Below are 15,666 nucleotides of genomic sequence, written 5' to 3' on the forward strand. Positions count from 1 at the left end.
GGTCACCGCAGCCTCTCATGCCACCGCTACGACTCCTGGAGGCGGCGGATCATGGCCTGCTTGGCGGCGGCGAACTCGTCGTCCGTCAGCACGCCCGACTGGTGGAGCCGGCCCAGCTCGGCCAGGCGGCGCAGCACCGCGTCGTGGACGTCGTCGTCGGGGGCCGGCGCGGGCGGCAGCTCGGGCAGCTCGCGGGGCAGGCGGGCCAGGACGGCCGCGGCCACCAGCGCGGTGGTGCCGCCGAAGCGCTGCACGCTCCACGCCACACACCGCGGGTCCTTCTGCGGCGGCAGGGACGGCCCGCCGCCCTTGACCCGGAAGCGCAGCGTGCCGTAGCCCATGCCGGACTGCGGCTTCCACTCCACGCTCGCCACGTCGGTCAGCGGGAACTCCTGCGTGCCCATCTTCTCTTTGTCGCTGCTCGCCCAGCCGGTCCACTCGAGGCGGATGCGCTCGCCGTCGAAGAACACCTGGCCGTCGCCGGCCGTTGCGGTGATGGGGACGTCGGGGACGCGCAGGAGGTAGGCGTCGCAGGGGCCGCTGGGCGTCTCGAAGACCCGCAGGGTGTCGCGGACCTCGTCGGCGAAGTACTCGGCCGCGCCGGCCCGCGCCTTGGGCACGGCCAGCCGGTACGGATCGGCCGGCGCCGCCAGCGCCCCCGCCACCACGTCGGACAGCGCGTCGGCCCCCTTGCGCAGCCGCAACCGGAGGTGGCCGCCCTTGCGCCCTGGCTCGAACGCCGCTCCCGCGATGGCCTCCAGCGGCACCTCGACCTCGCCGAGCGTCCTGCGCAGTTCATCGACGCGTTTGTCGCTGCCAGGGACGATCCGCAGTAATTCCCCATTGAACGTCCACTGCCCGTCGGGCACCGCGATCTCGGCCATATTCTCACCCTAGGACACGCTCGCGGCACGATCACAGACGAAGGAGCGGGATGGAGATCTTCACGAGCTGGCCGTCCTGGGCGCACGCGGAGGGCCCGCTGGCCGCGGCGCTCCCGGAGCGCACCGTGGACGCCCTGCGTGACGCGGTCGCCTTCGCCCGGCGCCGGCACGGGGTGCAGCAGCGGCCCACGGGGCGGCCGTACCTCGAGCATCTGCTGGAGGCGCTGGAGGTGGCGGTGCGCGGCGCGGGGCTGAGCGACAGGGACGTGCTGGTGTCGATCGTGCTGCACGACGTCCTGGAGGACACGCCCTGCACCGAGGCGGAGGTGGCGCGCAGGTTCGGGCCCGAGGTGGGAGCGCTGGTGCGGTGGGTGACGAAGCCGCCGGGCGGCGCGAAGGCCGACTATCTCGCCTCGCTGGTGAAGGCGCCGCCCAAGGCCGTGCTGGTCAAGCTGGCCGACCGGGTGAGCAACGTGCAGGAGTTGCAGCGGATGCCGTGGCGGTTCCAGCGGCGCTACTACCTGGAGACGGTGGCGTACGTCATGCCGCTGGCGGGGGCGCATCCGTGGTTCGCGCAGTGGTTCGGCGACTGGCGCGGGCGGTGGCGGCGGGTGGAGCGCTGGCCGGCCTGACGCGCGGGCAGCGGGCCCCCGCACCGAGGGCCCGCTCGCACCTGGTGAGCTACGACTCCGCGTGCACCGCCCGCTCGTCGGGCACGCAGTGGGTCATCTTCAGGTTCTCGACGTCGCGAGGGCCGTTCCTGCCCAGCTTGGCGAGCCGGTTGCGGTCCTCGTCGGTGAGGTCCTGGCTCTGCAGCGGCTCCAGGTGGGCCACGTCGTCCGGCGTGATGCCGAGGCCCTCGCCGACGCGCAGGCCGAGGTCGTCCTCGGCGAGCAGGAAGTGCCAGACCATGCGCTCCTGGATGGCGCGGTCGCACTGCTTGAGGTTGGTGACGAAGTTGCGGACGAGGTCGTCGCGCTCCCACTCCTCCATGAGCAGATACCGCTGCCCGGCCTGCGTGTAGTCGTTGGTCCGCGGGATCCGCTTGCGGGTCAGCCGGCCGGAGACGACCGGGCCCACCTCGTCGGGGTGCGGATAGTGCGCCTCGCGCAGCCCGTCGCGCAGTGACGGCTCGTAGTTGATGTGCGGGTCCTCGCCGCCGGTGTCCACGAAGTACGTCATCTGGCCGTCGCGCTGGTTGGTCCGGCACTCGGCCCTGGTCTGGTTGACCGGGAGCTGCAGGTAGTTCGGCCCGACCCGGTAGCGCTGGGTGTCGCTGTAGGAGAACGTCCGGCCGATGAGCATCTTGTCGTCGGAGAAGTCGAGGCCGTCCACCAGCACGCCGGTGCCGAACGCGGACTGCTCGTTCTCGGCGAACTGGTTGTCCACGTTGCGGTTCAGCACCATGCGGCCGACGGGCAGCGCGGGGAACTCGTTCTCCGGCCAGACCTTCGTGTCGTCGAGCGGGTCGAAGTCCAGCTCGGCGTGCTCGTCGTCGGTCATGATCTGCACGAGCAGCTCCCACTCGGGGAACTCGCCGCGCTCGATCGCGTCGTGCAGGTCCTTGGTGGCGTGGCCGAGGTCGTGCGCCTGGACGGCGGCGGCGTCGGCCTCGGTCATGCTGCGTACGCCCTGCTTGGGCATCCAGTGGTACTTGACCAGCCGCGACTCGCCCTGCGCGTTGACCCACTTGTAGGTGTTCACCCCGAAGCCCTGCATGTGCCGGTAGTCGGCCGGGATGCCGCGCGGGCTGAACAGGTTGACGAGCATGTGCAGGCTCTCCGGCGTCTGCGACATGAAGTCGAAGATCCGGTTCGGGTCCTGGCGGAACGTCACGGGATCCGGCTTGAGCGCGTGGATCACGTCGGGGAACTTGATGGCGTCCCTGATGAAGAAGACGGCCAGGTTGTTGCCCACGAGGTCCCAGTTGCCGTCCTCGGTGTAGAACTTGACGGCGAAGCCGCGCGGGTCGCGGGCCGTCTCGGCGGAGTCACGGCCGCCGATCACCGTGGAGAAGCGCACGGCCACGTCGGTGCGCTTGCCCTCTTCCTGGAAGAGCTTGGCCCTGGTGTAGCGGGCGATGGGTTCGTCGCCGATCTTCCCGTACGACTCGAAGTAGCCGTAGCTGAGCGTGCCCCTCGCGTGCACGACGCGCTCGGGGATGCGTTCGCGGTCGAAGTGGCTGATCTTCTCCAGGAACTGGTAGTTCTCCAGCGTCGCCGGGCCGCGCGGGCCGACCGTCCGCTGGTTCTGGTTGTCGTAGACCGGATGCCCCTGCCGGTTGGTGAGGATGGGGCGCTGGTCTTCCGGCTGTGAGCCTTGGCCCGAAACGTCGGTCATCGTGCCGTTTCCTTCCCCGTTGCGTAGTCCAGTCCGCCTGCCCGCGAGGCAGGGACGAAAACAGGGGAGGATCGGCTAGGCGCGGCGACTGCCGGGCGGCACGACCTGGAGCGCCGTCTCCAGCGCGGTCGCCTCCTCGGGAGTGAGCCGTTCGAGGAAGTGGACCAGCGTGGCGGCCTGGTTGCCGCTGGCCGCCAGGGCGTGGCGCATCAGCTCGGCGGTGTAGGCCTCTTTGGTGGCGATCGGCTCGTACACGTAGGCCCGCCCGACCGGCTCGCGCCGCAGCAGGCCCTTGGTGTGCAGCTTGTCCATCACGGTCATGACCGTGGTGTAGGCGATCTCGCGCTCCTTGCGGAGGTCTTCGAGCACGTCGCGGACGGAGGCGGGCCTGCGGTAGGCCCACATCCTGTCCATGATCGTGGACTCGAGGTCTCCCAGGGGGCGTCTCATGCCCCACATGTTAAGGCTTGGTCACGTACGCACTAACGACTCACACCGTCCGCCGGCTTGCGGAGCAGGTCGAGGTCGGACCGGCGGGGCAGGCTCTCCCAGTCGCCCTGCGAGGTGACCGCGAACGCCCCCGCCGCGCACGCCGTGGCCAGCCGGTCGGCGGGCTTGGCCCCGGCCAGCCAGTCGGCCAGCCAGCCCGCCGCGAACGCGTCGCCCGCGCCGACCGAGTCGACCTCGGTCACCTGGTACGGCTCCGCCCGCAGCACCGCCCCGCCGGACAGCTCCATAGCCCCTTCGGCACCGAACTTGATCAGCACGTGCTTCGGCCCCCGGCCCGCCAGCTCGGCGGCCAGCTCATCGGCGCCCTCGACGTCGGCGATCAGCCGGCCCTCGGCCTCGGTGGCGAACAGCACGTCCACCTCGCCGATCACCTCGCGCAGCCACACCCCGGCCTCCTCGGGACTCCACAACGCCCGCCGGTAGTTGACGTCCAGCGAGATCGGCACCCCGGCGTCCCTGGCGACGGCCATGGCGTGGCGTACGGCCTCGCGCGCCGACGCCGACAGGGCGGGAGTGATCGCGGAGACGTGCAGGATTCTGGCCGACCTGATGAGGGCGGGGTCGAGGTCGCCGGCGCGCAGCCGCGAGCCCGCGCTGTCCCTGCGGTAGTAGCGCACGTCGATGAGGTCGGCGGTGCGCCTGCCCTTGATCATCAGCCCGGTGGGCGCGTCGGGATCGGGGATGGCCCGCACGTCGACGCCCTCGCCGGCGAGCGTGAACCTGATCAGGTCGCCGAACTCGTCGGCGCCCACCCGGCCCACCCACGTGGCCGCGTGACCGAGCCGGGACACGCCGATCGCGACGTTCGACTCCGCGCCGCCCAAGCCGAGGTCGAAGTCGCGGGCGAAGCGCAGTGGCCCCGTGCGGCGCGCCGCGAACAGCGCCATGGTCTCACCGAAGGTCACCAGCTCAGTCATCGGATCGTGCTCCCCAGCCCTTCCTCGAACCAGCGCCGGCGCCGGCGCGCCCCCCACCCTAGCGGGGCGCGCCTTCCCTGTTCCGAGGGGTCAGCTCTGGGGGCGCTCGCCCAGTTCGTCGGTCCAGCCGGACTCCTCGAAGGTCACCTTCGTGGTGTCCTCGCCCTGCTCCGCCACCGAGTACTCCAGCAGCTCCGCCGTGTCCTCATCCACGACCAGCCGGAACTCGTAGCCGTCGTCGCCATCCACCTCCAGGCCGACACCCTCGCGGCCGGCGGCGTCCTCGACCTCGCCGGCCGAGCGGATGCCCGGCTGGTCGGCGAGGATGCGGAAGATCGCGGCGCGGGTGCCGGGGGTGGTCGGGGCGGTCATCAGGTCGACGGTGGTCTGCCACAGGTAGAGGTCGAACTCCTTGCCGTCCTCGGGCAAGCGCTTGAACTGCGCCTTCAGCTGGGCGGCCAGCGCCTTCTTCGACTGGGGGAGGTCGCCGACGTTCTGCATGGTGATGTCCATGTTCTCGATGGACAGCGGCCTGGGCAGGGTGTCGTCGACGTTCTCAGGGCGGTCCTGGAGGAGCTTGGGCGAGCCCTCCTTGCGCCAGGCGGCCTCGTCCTGCGGCGTGGGGAAGACGACCTCGCGGTCGGTGCGCCTGGTGCGGTGGGTGCCGCCCGCCTTCTTGGGCCGCCAGCGCTCCTCGGACTCGACGACGTACGCCTTGAACGGGGGGCCGTCGGGGTAGACGCGCTCGCGCAGGTCCGCCAGTTTCTTGTTGTACTTCTCGTTGATCGCGATCAGCTCGTCGTCCTCGGCGCCGGTTCTGTCGATCTCGGCCTGCTCCTGGCGCTGGAGCTTGCTCACCCCGTCCCAGAACTCCTTGGGCCAGTAGCCGGTGGGGGAGGTCGTGCGCTGGCGGACGTACCAGTAGGCGCCGGACGTGGGCCGCTCGCGCAGCGCGGTGTCGGCGGCGGCGAGCAGGAAGGCGCGGGCGTCGATCCTGGTGGCCGGCGACGCCCCCGGGCCGCCGGACGGGACCTGCCGGGCGGCCGGGGTATTCAAGGGCGGCGTGCCGGCGGGCGGGGCGGCCGGGGGCGGAGTGACGACGAGCACGCCGGTCGCGACGACGGCGGCGCCCGCGGCGATCGCGACGACGGCGGCGCCCGCGGCGATCGCGCCGGCCGCCGGCAGGAACACGGGACGGCGGGCCGGGCGCCGGTCGTCGGCGAACGCGCGGGCCAGGTCTGCGCCGCGGCGCCGCTCGTAGCTGTCCTCGGCGAGTTCGTCGAGCTTGTCGGGCTTGAGCCGGGCGAACGTACGATCGGTCATGTTCTCCCCCTATGAATGGTCTTGCGCACGTCAGCTCTCCTCGGCGAATCGGCTGCGCGGCGGTCGTGCCGGAGGTGGCGCTGGTGACCGGGCGGCCTGGCGGCTGAGGGCGCCGCTGAGCCGCTTGCGCGCCCGGTGCAGCCGGACGTTGAACGTCCGCGCCGAGCAGCCCAGGACGGTCGCTGCCTGGTCGGGCGTCAGGCCGTACCAGGTGGCCAGGATCATCGCCTCCACGTCCTTCTCCGGAAGGGCGCGCAGGGCGGAGACGGCCTGCTCCCGGTCCACCACGTGCTCGGCGACGTCCCAGGCGAGGTGCTCGTGCTCGCTGGTCAGCGCCGCGATCCGCTCGACCAGGTCCTGCCGCCGGTGCCGTACCTGACGTTGCTTGGCGAGTTTGTTGCGGGCGACGCCTAGCAGCCAGGGCAGCACCTGCTCGGGCAGCTCGTCGAGCCGCCGCCAGGCCACGAGGAACGTCTCGCTGCACACGTCCTCCGCCACGGTCTGCTCGACGCGGAGCAGCACGTAGCCCAGCACGTTCCGGTAGTACCGGTCGTACAGCGCGGTGAATCGCTCTTTGGGATCGTCCACACCCAGTAGTCCCGGCGGCGGTCTCTCGATTACCACGGGACGCGAAAATTTCTCAGTGACCGGCGAGGAGTGCCGCGGTCTCCTGCTGCTCCGGCACGCCGATGCCGGTGAACAGGGCGTGGGCCTGCGACCAGAGGCGGGCCGCGCGGCCGTCGTCGCCCGCCCTGCTGCGGGCGTGCCCGAGCGTGGTCAGGGCGCGGGCGTGCTGCAGCGGCTGTCCCGACCTGCGGGCGTGCCGCAGCGCCCGCTCGCACTCACGTACGCACGACTCGGTGTCGCCGGACGCGAGGTGGCCGGCGGCGCGCAGGATGTGCGCGCGGGGCAGGTCGAGCGGGTTGGCGGTGCGCGCCAGCTCCAGCGCGTGGCCCGCGTCCAGCATGGCGTCGGCGTGCCTGCCCTGGCGCAGCCGGACCTCCGCGCGTTCCAGCAGCACCTGGTCGAGGTCGGTGCCGGTGTCCTCGGCGAGCCTGGCCGCCGCGTCGAGACGCGCCAGCGCGGCCTCCATCCGGCCGAGCCCGGTCTCGGCGGCGGCGGCGCCGGCGAGCGAGGCGATCTGGCAGCGCCGGTTCTCGACCTCCTGCGCGAGGCCGAGCGCGCGGGCGAAGGCGTCGATCGCGCGTACGTGGTCGCCGGCGTCGCGGTGCACCCAGCCGTACGTCTCGTACGTGACCGCCTCGGCGTAGAGCAGGCCCGCCCCCTGGGCCAGGGCCAGCGCCTCGTCCAGGTGGCCGAGCGCGTCGGCGAACCTGGCCTGCCGTTGCCGGACCAGCGCCAGGTTGACCAGTGTCAGCGTCCGCAGGTGCGCGTTCTCGGGCTCGCCCGTGAGCGCGAGGCAGGCCAGCAGCGACTCCTCCGCCTGGTCGAGGTGGGCGAGCTTGAGGTGGGCCGAGGCCAGGTTGTTGAGCACCCGCGCCTCGCCGCGTACCAGGCCGAGCGAGCGGTTGATCTCCGCCGCCCGCCGGTAGAGCGGGATGGCCCGGCGCGGCTCGCCGAGCTGCTTGCGCGCCACGCCGAGTGCCTGCAGCACCGCCGCCTCCTGCTGCGGCCAGTCCGTGCGGCGGCACAGCTCCTGCGCCCGCCCGAGGTAGCCGAGCGCGCCCTTGAGGTCGGCGACGAGCAGGCGGGCCCGGCCGATCGAGTGGCACATCGCCGCCTGCCCGCGCAGGTCGCCGGCGCGTTCCGCGGCGGCGAGCGCGGTCTCGGCCAGGCGCAGCCACTCCACGCGGCTGCGCCGGTACTGCAGCAGCACGTCGGTCAGCGCCTCGACCAGCAGCCAGGCGTACGGCGGCGTGCCGGAGGCGATCACCCCGGCCAGGTTGTCCCACTCGACGTCCAGCCAGGCGAGCGCCTCCTCCCGCCCGGCGAAGGCCACGGGTTCGCCGCCGGGCGTCTCTGGCACCTCGAAGCCGGCCGCCGTGAGCGCCCCCGCGGCCGTGCGCAGGTAGTGGTCGTACAGGCGCCGGAGAGCGGCCTCCCGGTCGGCGGCGGCGTCCTCGGCGAGGCCGAGCTGGGCCGCGTACTCCCACACCAGGTCGTGCGCGGCGAACCGGTCGTGGCCGACCTCCTCGATCAGGTGGATGCGCGCCGCCATGCCGAGCAGCACCGCCGCCTGCTCACGCGTGGTGCCCGCCAGCGCGGCGACCGCCGCGGCCGACACGCCGGCCCCCTGCGCCAGGCCGAGCAGGCGGAACACCCGCTGCGCCGGCGCGGGCAGCGCCCGGTACGACAGGTCGAGCGCCGCCCGCACCGCCACGCTCTCGTCGCCGTCCACCCGCAGGCGCACCAGCCGCCCCCGGTCGGCGAGCTCGCGCACGTAGTCGCCGATCCTGCGGTGTTCGTGGTCGCCGATCCAGGACATGGCGATGGACAGCGCGAGCGGCAGGCGGCCGCAGAGCGCCACCAGCTCCCGCGACGCCTCCGACTCGCGCGACAGCCGCTCCTCGCCGACGCCCGCCGAGATCAGCCGCAGCGCCTCGTCCTGCTCCAGCACGCCGAGCGTGACGCGTTCGACGCCGTCCAGGGCGACCAGGCCGCCCAGCCGGTTCCTGCTGGTGATGACGACGCGGCAGCCGGGGTCGCCGGGCAGCAGCGGGCGTACCTGGTCGGGCTCCGCGACGTCGTCCAGCACCAGCAGCACGCGCCGGCCGGCGAGCAGCGAGCGGTAGAGCGCGACCTGCGCGTCCAGCTCGACGGGGATGTCCTTGGCCGCCTGGCCCAGCCCCTGCAGCAGCAGCGGCAGCGCCTCGGCGGGCGTCATCGGCGCGCGCCGGTCGAAGCCCCGCAGGTCGAGGAAGAGCTGCCCGTCGGGGAACCGGTCCGCCCGCCGGTGCGCCCACCGCAGCGCCAGCGCCGTCTTGCCGACGCCCGCCGGCCCGGCCACGAGCGTCACCCGGCCGTCGTCCATGCGCCGCAGCTCCGCCTCGCGGCCGACGAAGTGGCCGGTGACGGGCGGGAGCTGGCGGGGGACCGGCGCGGCGGGCTCGTCCGCCGGCTCTCCTGGCGGCTCTTCCGGCGGAGCGGCCTCGGCGGTCTCGGCCAGCAGGCGCTGGTGCAGCGACTGCAGGTCCTTGCCCGGTTCCACGCCGAGCTCGCGGACGAGCCGGTCGCGGAACTCCCGGTAGACGCGCAGCGCCTCGGGCAGGCGTCCGTCGCGGTGCAGCGCCAGCATGAGCAGCCCGTACGGCCGCTCCCGCAGCGGCTGCTCGGCCACCAGCCTGGTCAGCCCGGCCACGACCGCCTGATGGCGCCCCAGCTCCAGCTGGGCCTGCGCGCGGCCCTCGATCGCCTGGATGCGCAGCTCGTCGAGCCGGTGCCGCTCCGCCTCCGCGACGGGCCCGCCCAGATCCGGGTACGGGTCGCCGCGCCACAGCTCGAGCGCCCTGTCGTACGCGGCGACGGCCTCCTCGGGCTCCGCGCCGCCCGCCTGCCCGACCAGGGCGCCGAACGCGTCGGCGTCCACCTCGACGGCGCCCTCGGGGATCAGGTAACCGGGACTCCGGGTGACGATCGCCGCGCCGAGCGCCCTGCGCAGCTCCGTGACCAGCGCCCGCACCCGGGGGGCCGCAGACGGCGGCGGCTCGGCGCCCCAGAGCCGCTCGGCCAGCCGCTCCACCGAGACCACGCACCCGGCGTCGAGCAGCAGGGCGGCGAGCAAGGCGCGCTGCCGGCCCGTCAGACGCACCGCCTCGCCGTCCACGACGGCCTCCAGGGGACCGAGGAGGAGGACGCGGACAGCCTTACGCACAACCGCAGACGCTAGTGCAGTGCCCATTGAGGGATCAATCGGACCCACCGCCGTTCGTTGCGGGATCCATGCGGCGTCCATACAGCCTCCATGCGGCCGGCTGTCAATGTCTGTCCAGCACTCCCGTCAAGATTGGGCGCTGTACAACCGATGAGGCCGCGACTGAAGACCCTCGCCCGCGAGCGCGTCGGGCACGAGCTCAGACTCGTGTACGACCCCCGCGACCGGCTGGTCCTCACCGACCCTGACGGGACGGTGGAGAAACTCCTCGACCTCCTGGAAGAGGGCGGCAGGACGGTCGAGGAACTCGCCGCCGAGCTGTCCCTGCCGGTCTCCGACGTCTCCGCCGCCGTCAAGGCCCTGGACGCGGAGCGGCTGCTGGAGGACGGCGACCACCTCGGCCTGCTCGGCCAGGAAGACGCCGAGCGCCACTTCAGCAACCTGGCCTTCTTCGAGTCGTTCGGCACCCTGGACCGCAGCCGCGAGGACGTGCTGCGCCGGCTGCGCGAGTCGCACGTGCTGGTGCTCGGCACCGGCGGCCTCAACTCCAACACCATCCCCCACCTCGCCGGGCTCGGCGTCGGCAAGATGACCCTGCTCGACCGCGACACCGTGGACCCGCGCAACTTCGCCCGCCAGTACCTCTACCGGTGGGACGACGTCGGCGCGCGCAAGGTGGAGCGCGCCGCCGACTGGGTGCGCGCGTTCGACCCCTCCATCGAGGTCGAGACCGTCGACATGGGCGTGGAGAGCCCCGAGCAGCTCGACGAGCTCGTCGGCCGCACCCGCCCCGACGTGGTGGCCTCCGGCATCGACCGGCCGACCCAGATCGACCTGTGGGTGAACGCGGCCTGCGTGCGGCACGGGGTGCCGTTCGTGCGGGGCGGCATGTGGGTCACCTCGGGGACCGTGTGGTCCGTCCAGCCGGGCGTCAGCGCCTGCCGGGCCTGCGTGCCGCCGAGCGCCGACCCCGACACGCCCGACCTCGCCGCGATCCGCCTCTACCGGGACGGGCCCCGCCCGAACCGCGGCATCGGGCCCGTCGCCGGGCTGCTCGGCGCGTACGGGGCGTTCGAGGTCCTGCGCTACCTCACCGGTTTCGAGCCGCCGGCCTACGCGGGCCGGCCGCTCATCATCGACTTCGCGGGCGGGTGCGCCACCAGTCGCACCGAATGGACCCGCGATCCCGGCTGTGAAGTGTGCGGAGGGAGGTGACCCATGAAGATCGAGATCGTGCGCATCGAGAACACCCGTCTGACCGTCGACGCGGACCCGGGTTCCGACAGCTGAAGTATCGGGGCCGCGCCTCTCTCCGGTGTGCGGCGCGGCCCCCCACTCACGTTCTGAGGTGGTGAAGACCGATGACCGCGGCCACGGACGCCGGCCTGCGCGAGCGAGCCGCGCGGCTGACCGTCACCTTCGACGGCGAGGCCTGGGTGCTGGGCCGGCCGGACCTGGGAGTGTTCGTCGCGGTGCCGGAACCAGGCGCGATCTTCATCACCACCCTGCAGCAGACGGGCTCGGTCACCCAGGCCACCGAGCGGGCGAGCGAGAAGGCGGGCGAGCCGGTCGACGGCGGCGACTTCATCGAGGGGCTCACCGCAGCGGGCCTCCTCGACCCGGCCGCCGCCCAGGACGATGACACCGCGGAGCGCGGCCGCCGGATCAGGTGGATCGAGGGCGTCAGCCCCCGGGCCGCCGCCCGCCTGTTCGGGCGTATCGGCTGGTCGGTGTACGCGGCGGCGCTGGTCTTCGCGCTCGCCGTCCTCGTGGCCCGCCCCGACCTGCGGCCCTCCTGGCAGGACGCGTGGTTCCTGCCCAGCATGGGCCTGTCCGTGCTCGGCTGGCTCGTGCTGGGGATCGCGTTCGGCGCGCTGCACGAGGCGTGGCACTGGCTCGCCGGGCGGGCCGTCGGGGTGCCCGCCACGTTCCGCGTCAGCTACCGGGGCATGTACATCGTCTACGAGACCGACCTGACCCAGATCGTCGCGGTGCCGCGGGACCGCCGGCACGGCGTCTATCTGGCCGGGATGGCCGTCGAGGTCGTGGTCGTCGCCGTCGCGCTGGGCCTGCGGATGATCGTCCCGCCCGGCCTGCTGGACGACCTGCTCGCCGCCGTCATCCTGTTCAGGGTCGTCGCCATCGTGTGGCAGTGGGCCGCGCTGCCGCTGCGCAGCGACTCGTACGCGCTGCTCGCCAACGCGCTGCGCTGCCACAATCTCTACCGGACGACCTGGCTGACCGTGAAGAACCGGATCTTCCGCCTCACCGAGGCGGAGGCCGCCGAGCTCGCCGCGTCAGGGGCGCGCGACCGCGACATGGCCCGCTGGTTCGCGCTCCTGTACGTGGCGGGCATGGCGGTCATGGTCTGGCTCTTCCTCACCGTCATGCTGCCCCTCATGGTGTCGCTGGCCCAGTGGGGCGTGGAGCGGCTGCTGTCCGGGCAGGTCGGGTCGGCCGCGTTCTGGGAGGCGATCGCGGTCACCGCGTACGTGGCGCTGCGGATCGGCCTGCCCCCGCTGCTGGCCTTCCGCGAACGGCGGCTCCGCCGCGCCGGCGCACTCCTTTAGCCCCTGGAAGGGCCGTCCGAGACCCCGATCGCGTGCTCGTCGCCCGGCGCCAGGAACGCCGGCAGGCGGCGGCCCGCCGGGTGATGAGGGGATGCATGGTGACCAGGTAGGGGCTATTGCGGCCGGTCCCGGGCCGCAATAGCCCCAGCGACGCCGGCGAAGCCGCCGGCATGTGGTCTCCTCACGCCCGATCGTACGCGCTTGTGAGTTCATTCTTGAGAGATTCGTGCCACTCCGTCGGGGCCGGCGATCTTCGGGAAGTGAGGGGCATTCGTCCACGTTGGAGGCTATGAACGCCCCGGGCGGAAAGCATCAGGGAGCTCGCCGTGCTGCACGCCCAGCTCGGCCGGGCCGCCGAGGGCCGGTCCTGCCTCGTCGTGCTGGAAAGGCCGGCGGGGATCGGCAAGACGGCGTCGAATACCACCCGAGCCACATCTGCACCAAGCCCGGCATCACCTCCCGTACGGCGCTGATCGGCCGCCTGAGCGACCTACGCGAATGACCCCGGGCGAACCGTCGTCATCGCCGTCGTTATGATCAAGAGCGACCGCAGCGCATCGGGGGAGCACGAATGACGGATTCCCGGCCGAAGACCCTGCTCGCGATGGGCGCCGACACCGCCGCCCGGCTCATCACCGGCCCCGTGCGCGACCGGCTGCTCGCCGTCGCCGACATCGACCCCGGCCTCATCGCCACCGACTTCGCCGACCCCGCCGTGGCCCCCGCGCTGGCCGAGGCCGAGGTGCTGCTCACGAGCTGGTGGTGCCCGCCGATCACGGCCGACGTGCTGACCGCGGCGCCCAGGCTGCGCGCGATCGTGCACGCCGCCGGGTCCGTCAAGCACCACGTCACCGAGGCGTGCTGGGAGCGCGGGCTGCTGGTGTCGTCGGCGGCGGCGGCCAACGCGGAGCCGGTCGCCGAGTACACGCTGGCCGCGATCCTGTTCGCGGGCAAGCGGGTGCTCGACAGCGCCAGGCTCTACCGGGAGCGGCAGGACCGGCCCGACCTCGACGCGATGTTCCCCGGGTTCGGCAACTACCGGCGCACGGTGGGCGTCGTGGGGGCGTCCAGGATCGGGCGGCGGGTGATCGAGCTGCTGCGGCCGTTCGCGCTGGACGTGCTGGTCGCGGACCCGTACCTGAACGAGGACCTCGGCGTCGCGCACGTCGGGTTCGACGAGCTGTTCGAGCGCTCCGACGTGGTCACCGTGCACGCGCCCGACCTGCCCGAGACCCGCCACCTCGTCAGCGCGGCCCGCCTGGCGAGCATGCGCGACGGCGCCACGCTCATCAACACCGCGAGGGGCGCGCTCGTCGACCAGGACGCGCTCATCGCCGAGCTGACCTCCGGCCGCCTGTACGCCGTGCTCGACGTCACAGACCCCGACCCGCTGCCGCCCGGCTCACCCCTGTACGACCTGCCGAACGTGCTGCTCACCCCGCACGTCGCCGGCTCGCTCGGCGGCGAGCTGGCCCGCATCGCCGACCTGGCCGTGGACGAGGTCGCGAGGTACGCGCGCGGGCTGCCGTTCGCGCACGGCGTGGCGGCCGAGGAGCTCGCGACCAGCGCCTGATGACGGCGGCGGGGGCTCGGCCCTAATCTGCTGCGCATGCAGAAACGGGTTATCGACGGCCGCTTCGAGCTGCTGGAGCGCCTCGGCGGCGGCGGCATGGGCCTGGTCTGGCGGGCCTGGGACGTCGCCCTGCACCGCGAGGTCGCGCTCAAAGAGGTACGCCCGCCCGACCCCACGATCGACGAGCAGGACCCGACGCACGCCCGCGAGCTGCGCGCCAGGATGCTGCGCGAGGCGCGAGCCCTGGCCCAGCTCAACCACCCGCACGTGGTGACCATCCACCACATCGTGGACCCCGGCGAGCAGGGTTACCCGTGGATCGTCATGGAGCTGGCCACCGGCGGCTCGCTTCAAGACCGCATCCAGAGCGGCCCCGTGCACCCGGCGGAGGCGGCGCGGACCGGCCGCGAGGTGCTGTCGGCGTTACGCGCGGCCCACGCGGTCGGCATCCACCACCGCGACGTCAAACCCGCCAACGTGCTGCTGCACGCCGACGGCCGCTCGGTGCTCACCGACTTCGGCATCGCGGCCATGCGCGAGTCCACCAGCCTGACGTCCACGGGCGCGTTCATCGGCTCGCCCGAGTACATGGCCCCCGAGCGCATCAACGGCGTCGAGGGCGACCCCGCCTCCGACCTGTGGTCGCTCGGCATGATGCTGTACGTCGCCGTCGAGGGCCGCCACCCGCTGCGCAGGAGCACGGCGCTGGCCACGCTGGCGGCGGTGCTCAACCAGGAGGTGCCGCCGCCCGTACGGGCCGGGGCGCTGACGCCCGTACTGACCGCGCTGCTCGCCCGCGACCCCGCCGCCAGGCCGGACGCCGAGACGCTCGACCGCATGCTCGCCGTGGCGATGGACCCGAACGCCGCGCCTCCACCCCCGCCCGTGATGCAGGCGCCGCCGCCTCCGGGTCCTTCGCACACCGTGCCGCCCGGGTACCCGCGGCCCTGGAGCGGCGGGCCGGTGCCGCAGGCCGACACGCTCAACCCCCGGCCCAAGCGTGGCGGCAGGGGAGCGGCCGCGGCCGTGTCGCTCTCGGCCGTCGTCGTGGCCGGCGTGCTGGTGTGGCGGCTGCTGCCGAGCACGTCCGACGCGACCGTGCCCGACCCCGAGCCGAGCCACCTGGCCATGACCGCCACGCCGTCCAGGACGCCGACCATCCCCCGCGTGACCATCCCCAGCCTCACACCGAGCACCAAGCAGCCCGTGCGGGAGAAGCTGCTGACCCCCGACGGGATCCGCGCCATGCTTCGCGTGGTCAAGCCGGTCATCGGCACCAGCAAGGTCATCGGGATGTCCGTGCACGAGACGCACGCCAGCCTGGACGTCCCGCTCAAGCGCGACAAAAAGGTCTACAACACCTACGACTACCGCGACGGCCAGGTCGACGAGCCCCGCATCGGCGGCCAGGTCAGAACCTCGCCGGCCGACCTCGACACCTTCAACTGGGACCGGCTGCCCGCCCTGTTCAAGCGGGCCGACAAGGACCTCGGCGTGCCCAAGCCGACCTCGCGCTACATCATCGTCGACACCGACTACGCCTTCACCTCGGTCAATCCGGTGCTGCTCGTCTACGTCAGCGACGACTACCACCGCACCGGCTACCTCGTGGCGAGCCCTCAGGGCAAGGTGCTCAAACTGATCCGCAACGAATAGGCGCTCGCGGCCCCTCCGCGGCGGCGCCTGACCGGGCGCGGTGGCGCGTGCCGGGCGGTGG

12 protein-coding genes are annotated in these 15,666 nt (G+C 72.9%); 5 read left to right on the plus strand and 7 right to left on the minus strand.

The annotated features are described in order from the left end of the window. Positions 1-26 precede the first annotated feature (26 nt). Complete coding sequence (locus tag ACFFR3_RS28615) at positions 27-884, minus strand: DUF4429 domain-containing protein (RefSeq protein WP_364369898.1); 858 nt, start codon at positions 882-884, stop codon at positions 27-29. A 50-nt stretch (positions 885-934) separates the two neighbouring features. Here ACFFR3_RS28615 and ACFFR3_RS28620 point away from each other — a divergent pair, with 50 nt between their 5' ends. Then, complete coding sequence (locus ACFFR3_RS28620; protein ID WP_364369901.1) at positions 935-1,516, plus strand: HD domain-containing protein; 582 nt, start codon at positions 935-937, stop codon at positions 1,514-1,516. 49 nt (positions 1,517-1,565) lie between these two features. Here the strand turns inward: ACFFR3_RS28620 and ACFFR3_RS28625 are convergent, their stop codons facing one another. The 6 genes from ACFFR3_RS28625 to ACFFR3_RS28650 all read right to left on the minus strand — a co-directional run bounded on the left by ACFFR3_RS28625 (position 1,566) and on the right by ACFFR3_RS28650 (position 9,806). Beyond that, on the minus strand, positions 1,566-3,224 hold the full coding sequence (locus ACFFR3_RS28625; protein ID WP_345389016.1) for a catalase: 1,659 nt from the start codon (positions 3,222-3,224) through the stop codon (positions 1,566-1,568). Between the two features lie 75 nt (positions 3,225-3,299). Beyond that, positions 3,300-3,674: a BlaI/MecI/CopY family transcriptional regulator gene (locus ACFFR3_RS28630; protein WP_355426844.1), complete on the minus strand. Its 375-nt coding sequence runs from the start codon at positions 3,672-3,674 to the stop codon at positions 3,300-3,302. A gap of 32 nt (positions 3,675-3,706) precedes the next feature. Next, positions 3,707-4,651 carry a sugar kinase gene (locus ACFFR3_RS28635; protein WP_379484149.1) on the minus strand — a complete coding sequence of 315 codons (945 nt, stop codon included), beginning with the start codon at positions 4,649-4,651 and terminating at the stop codon, positions 3,707-3,709. Positions 4,652-4,741: 90 nt separating this feature from the next. After that, positions 4,742-5,974, minus strand: a complete 1,233-nt coding sequence (locus ACFFR3_RS28640) for a hypothetical protein (protein WP_345389010.1) — start codon at positions 5,972-5,974, stop codon at positions 4,742-4,744. 30 nt (positions 5,975-6,004) lie between these two features. After that, the gene (locus ACFFR3_RS28645; RefSeq protein WP_345389008.1) at positions 6,005-6,562 is read right to left on the minus strand and encodes an RNA polymerase sigma factor; all 558 of its coding nucleotides are present in this window, start codon (positions 6,560-6,562) and stop codon (positions 6,005-6,007) included. A 52-nt stretch (positions 6,563-6,614) separates the two neighbouring features. After that, positions 6,615-9,806 (minus strand): AfsR/SARP family transcriptional regulator, encoded by a 3,192-nt coding sequence (locus ACFFR3_RS28650; RefSeq protein ID WP_379484150.1) that lies wholly within the window; start codon positions 9,804-9,806, stop codon positions 6,615-6,617. Between the two features lie 150 nt (positions 9,807-9,956). Between ACFFR3_RS28650 and ACFFR3_RS28655 the strand changes: the two genes are divergently transcribed. From ACFFR3_RS28655 to ACFFR3_RS28670, 4 genes are all read left to right on the plus strand, one after another. After that, the gene (locus ACFFR3_RS28655) at positions 9,957-11,021 is read left to right on the plus strand and encodes a ThiF family adenylyltransferase (protein ID WP_379484151.1); all 1,065 of its coding nucleotides are present in this window, start codon (positions 9,957-9,959) and stop codon (positions 11,019-11,021) included. A gap of 146 nt (positions 11,022-11,167) precedes the next feature. Next, entirely contained in the window at positions 11,168-12,376 is a 1,209-nt protein-coding gene (locus ACFFR3_RS28660; RefSeq protein WP_364369923.1) for a hypothetical protein, read from the plus strand. Between the two features lie 571 nt (positions 12,377-12,947). Beyond that, positions 12,948-13,949 carry a hydroxyacid dehydrogenase gene (locus ACFFR3_RS28665; RefSeq protein WP_364369926.1) on the plus strand — a complete coding sequence of 334 codons (1,002 nt, stop codon included), beginning with the start codon at positions 12,948-12,950 and terminating at the stop codon, positions 13,947-13,949. A 36-nt stretch (positions 13,950-13,985) separates the two neighbouring features. After that, positions 13,986-15,605, plus strand: a complete 1,620-nt coding sequence (locus ACFFR3_RS28670; RefSeq protein ID WP_364369929.1) for a serine/threonine-protein kinase — start codon at positions 13,986-13,988, stop codon at positions 15,603-15,605. Positions 15,606-15,666 lie beyond the last annotated feature (61 nt).

The organism is Nonomuraea salmonea (assembly GCF_042428605.1).
GTDB classification, from domain to species: domain Bacteria; phylum Actinomycetota; class Actinomycetes; order Streptosporangiales; family Streptosporangiaceae; genus Nonomuraea; species Nonomuraea salmonea.

Excerpts from the sequence above, each read along its gene's own strand:
- ACFFR3_RS28630 (WP_355426844.1), bottom strand. The coding sequence starts at position 3,674 with ATGAGACGCCCCCTGGGAGACCTCGAGTCCACGATCATGGACAGGATG.
- ACFFR3_RS28635 (WP_379484149.1), bottom strand. The coding sequence starts at position 4,651 with ATGACTGAGCTGGTGACCTTCGGTGAGACCATGGCGCTGTTCGCGGCG.
- ACFFR3_RS28640 (WP_345389010.1), bottom strand. The coding sequence starts at position 5,974 with ATGACCGATCGTACGTTCGCCCGGCTCAAGCCCGACAAGCTCGACGAA.
- ACFFR3_RS28665 (WP_364369926.1), top strand. The coding sequence starts at position 12,948 with ATGACGGATTCCCGGCCGAAGACCCTGCTCGCGATGGGCGCCGACACC.
- ACFFR3_RS28670 (WP_364369929.1), top strand. The coding sequence starts at position 13,986 with ATGCAGAAACGGGTTATCGACGGCCGCTTCGAGCTGCTGGAGCGCCTC.
- ACFFR3_RS28655 (WP_379484151.1), top strand. The coding sequence starts at position 9,957 with ATGAGGCCGCGACTGAAGACCCTCGCCCGCGAGCGCGTCGGGCACGAG.
- ACFFR3_RS28625 (WP_345389016.1), bottom strand. The coding sequence starts at position 3,224 with ATGACCGACGTTTCGGGCCAAGGCTCACAGCCGGAAGACCAGCGCCCC.
- ACFFR3_RS28620 (WP_364369901.1), top strand. The coding sequence starts at position 935 with ATGGAGATCTTCACGAGCTGGCCGTCCTGGGCGCACGCGGAGGGCCCG.
- ACFFR3_RS28615 (WP_364369898.1), bottom strand. The coding sequence starts at position 884 with ATGGCCGAGATCGCGGTGCCCGACGGGCAGTGGACGTTCAATGGGGAA.
- ACFFR3_RS28660 (WP_364369923.1), top strand. The coding sequence starts at position 11,168 with ATGACCGCGGCCACGGACGCCGGCCTGCGCGAGCGAGCCGCGCGGCTG.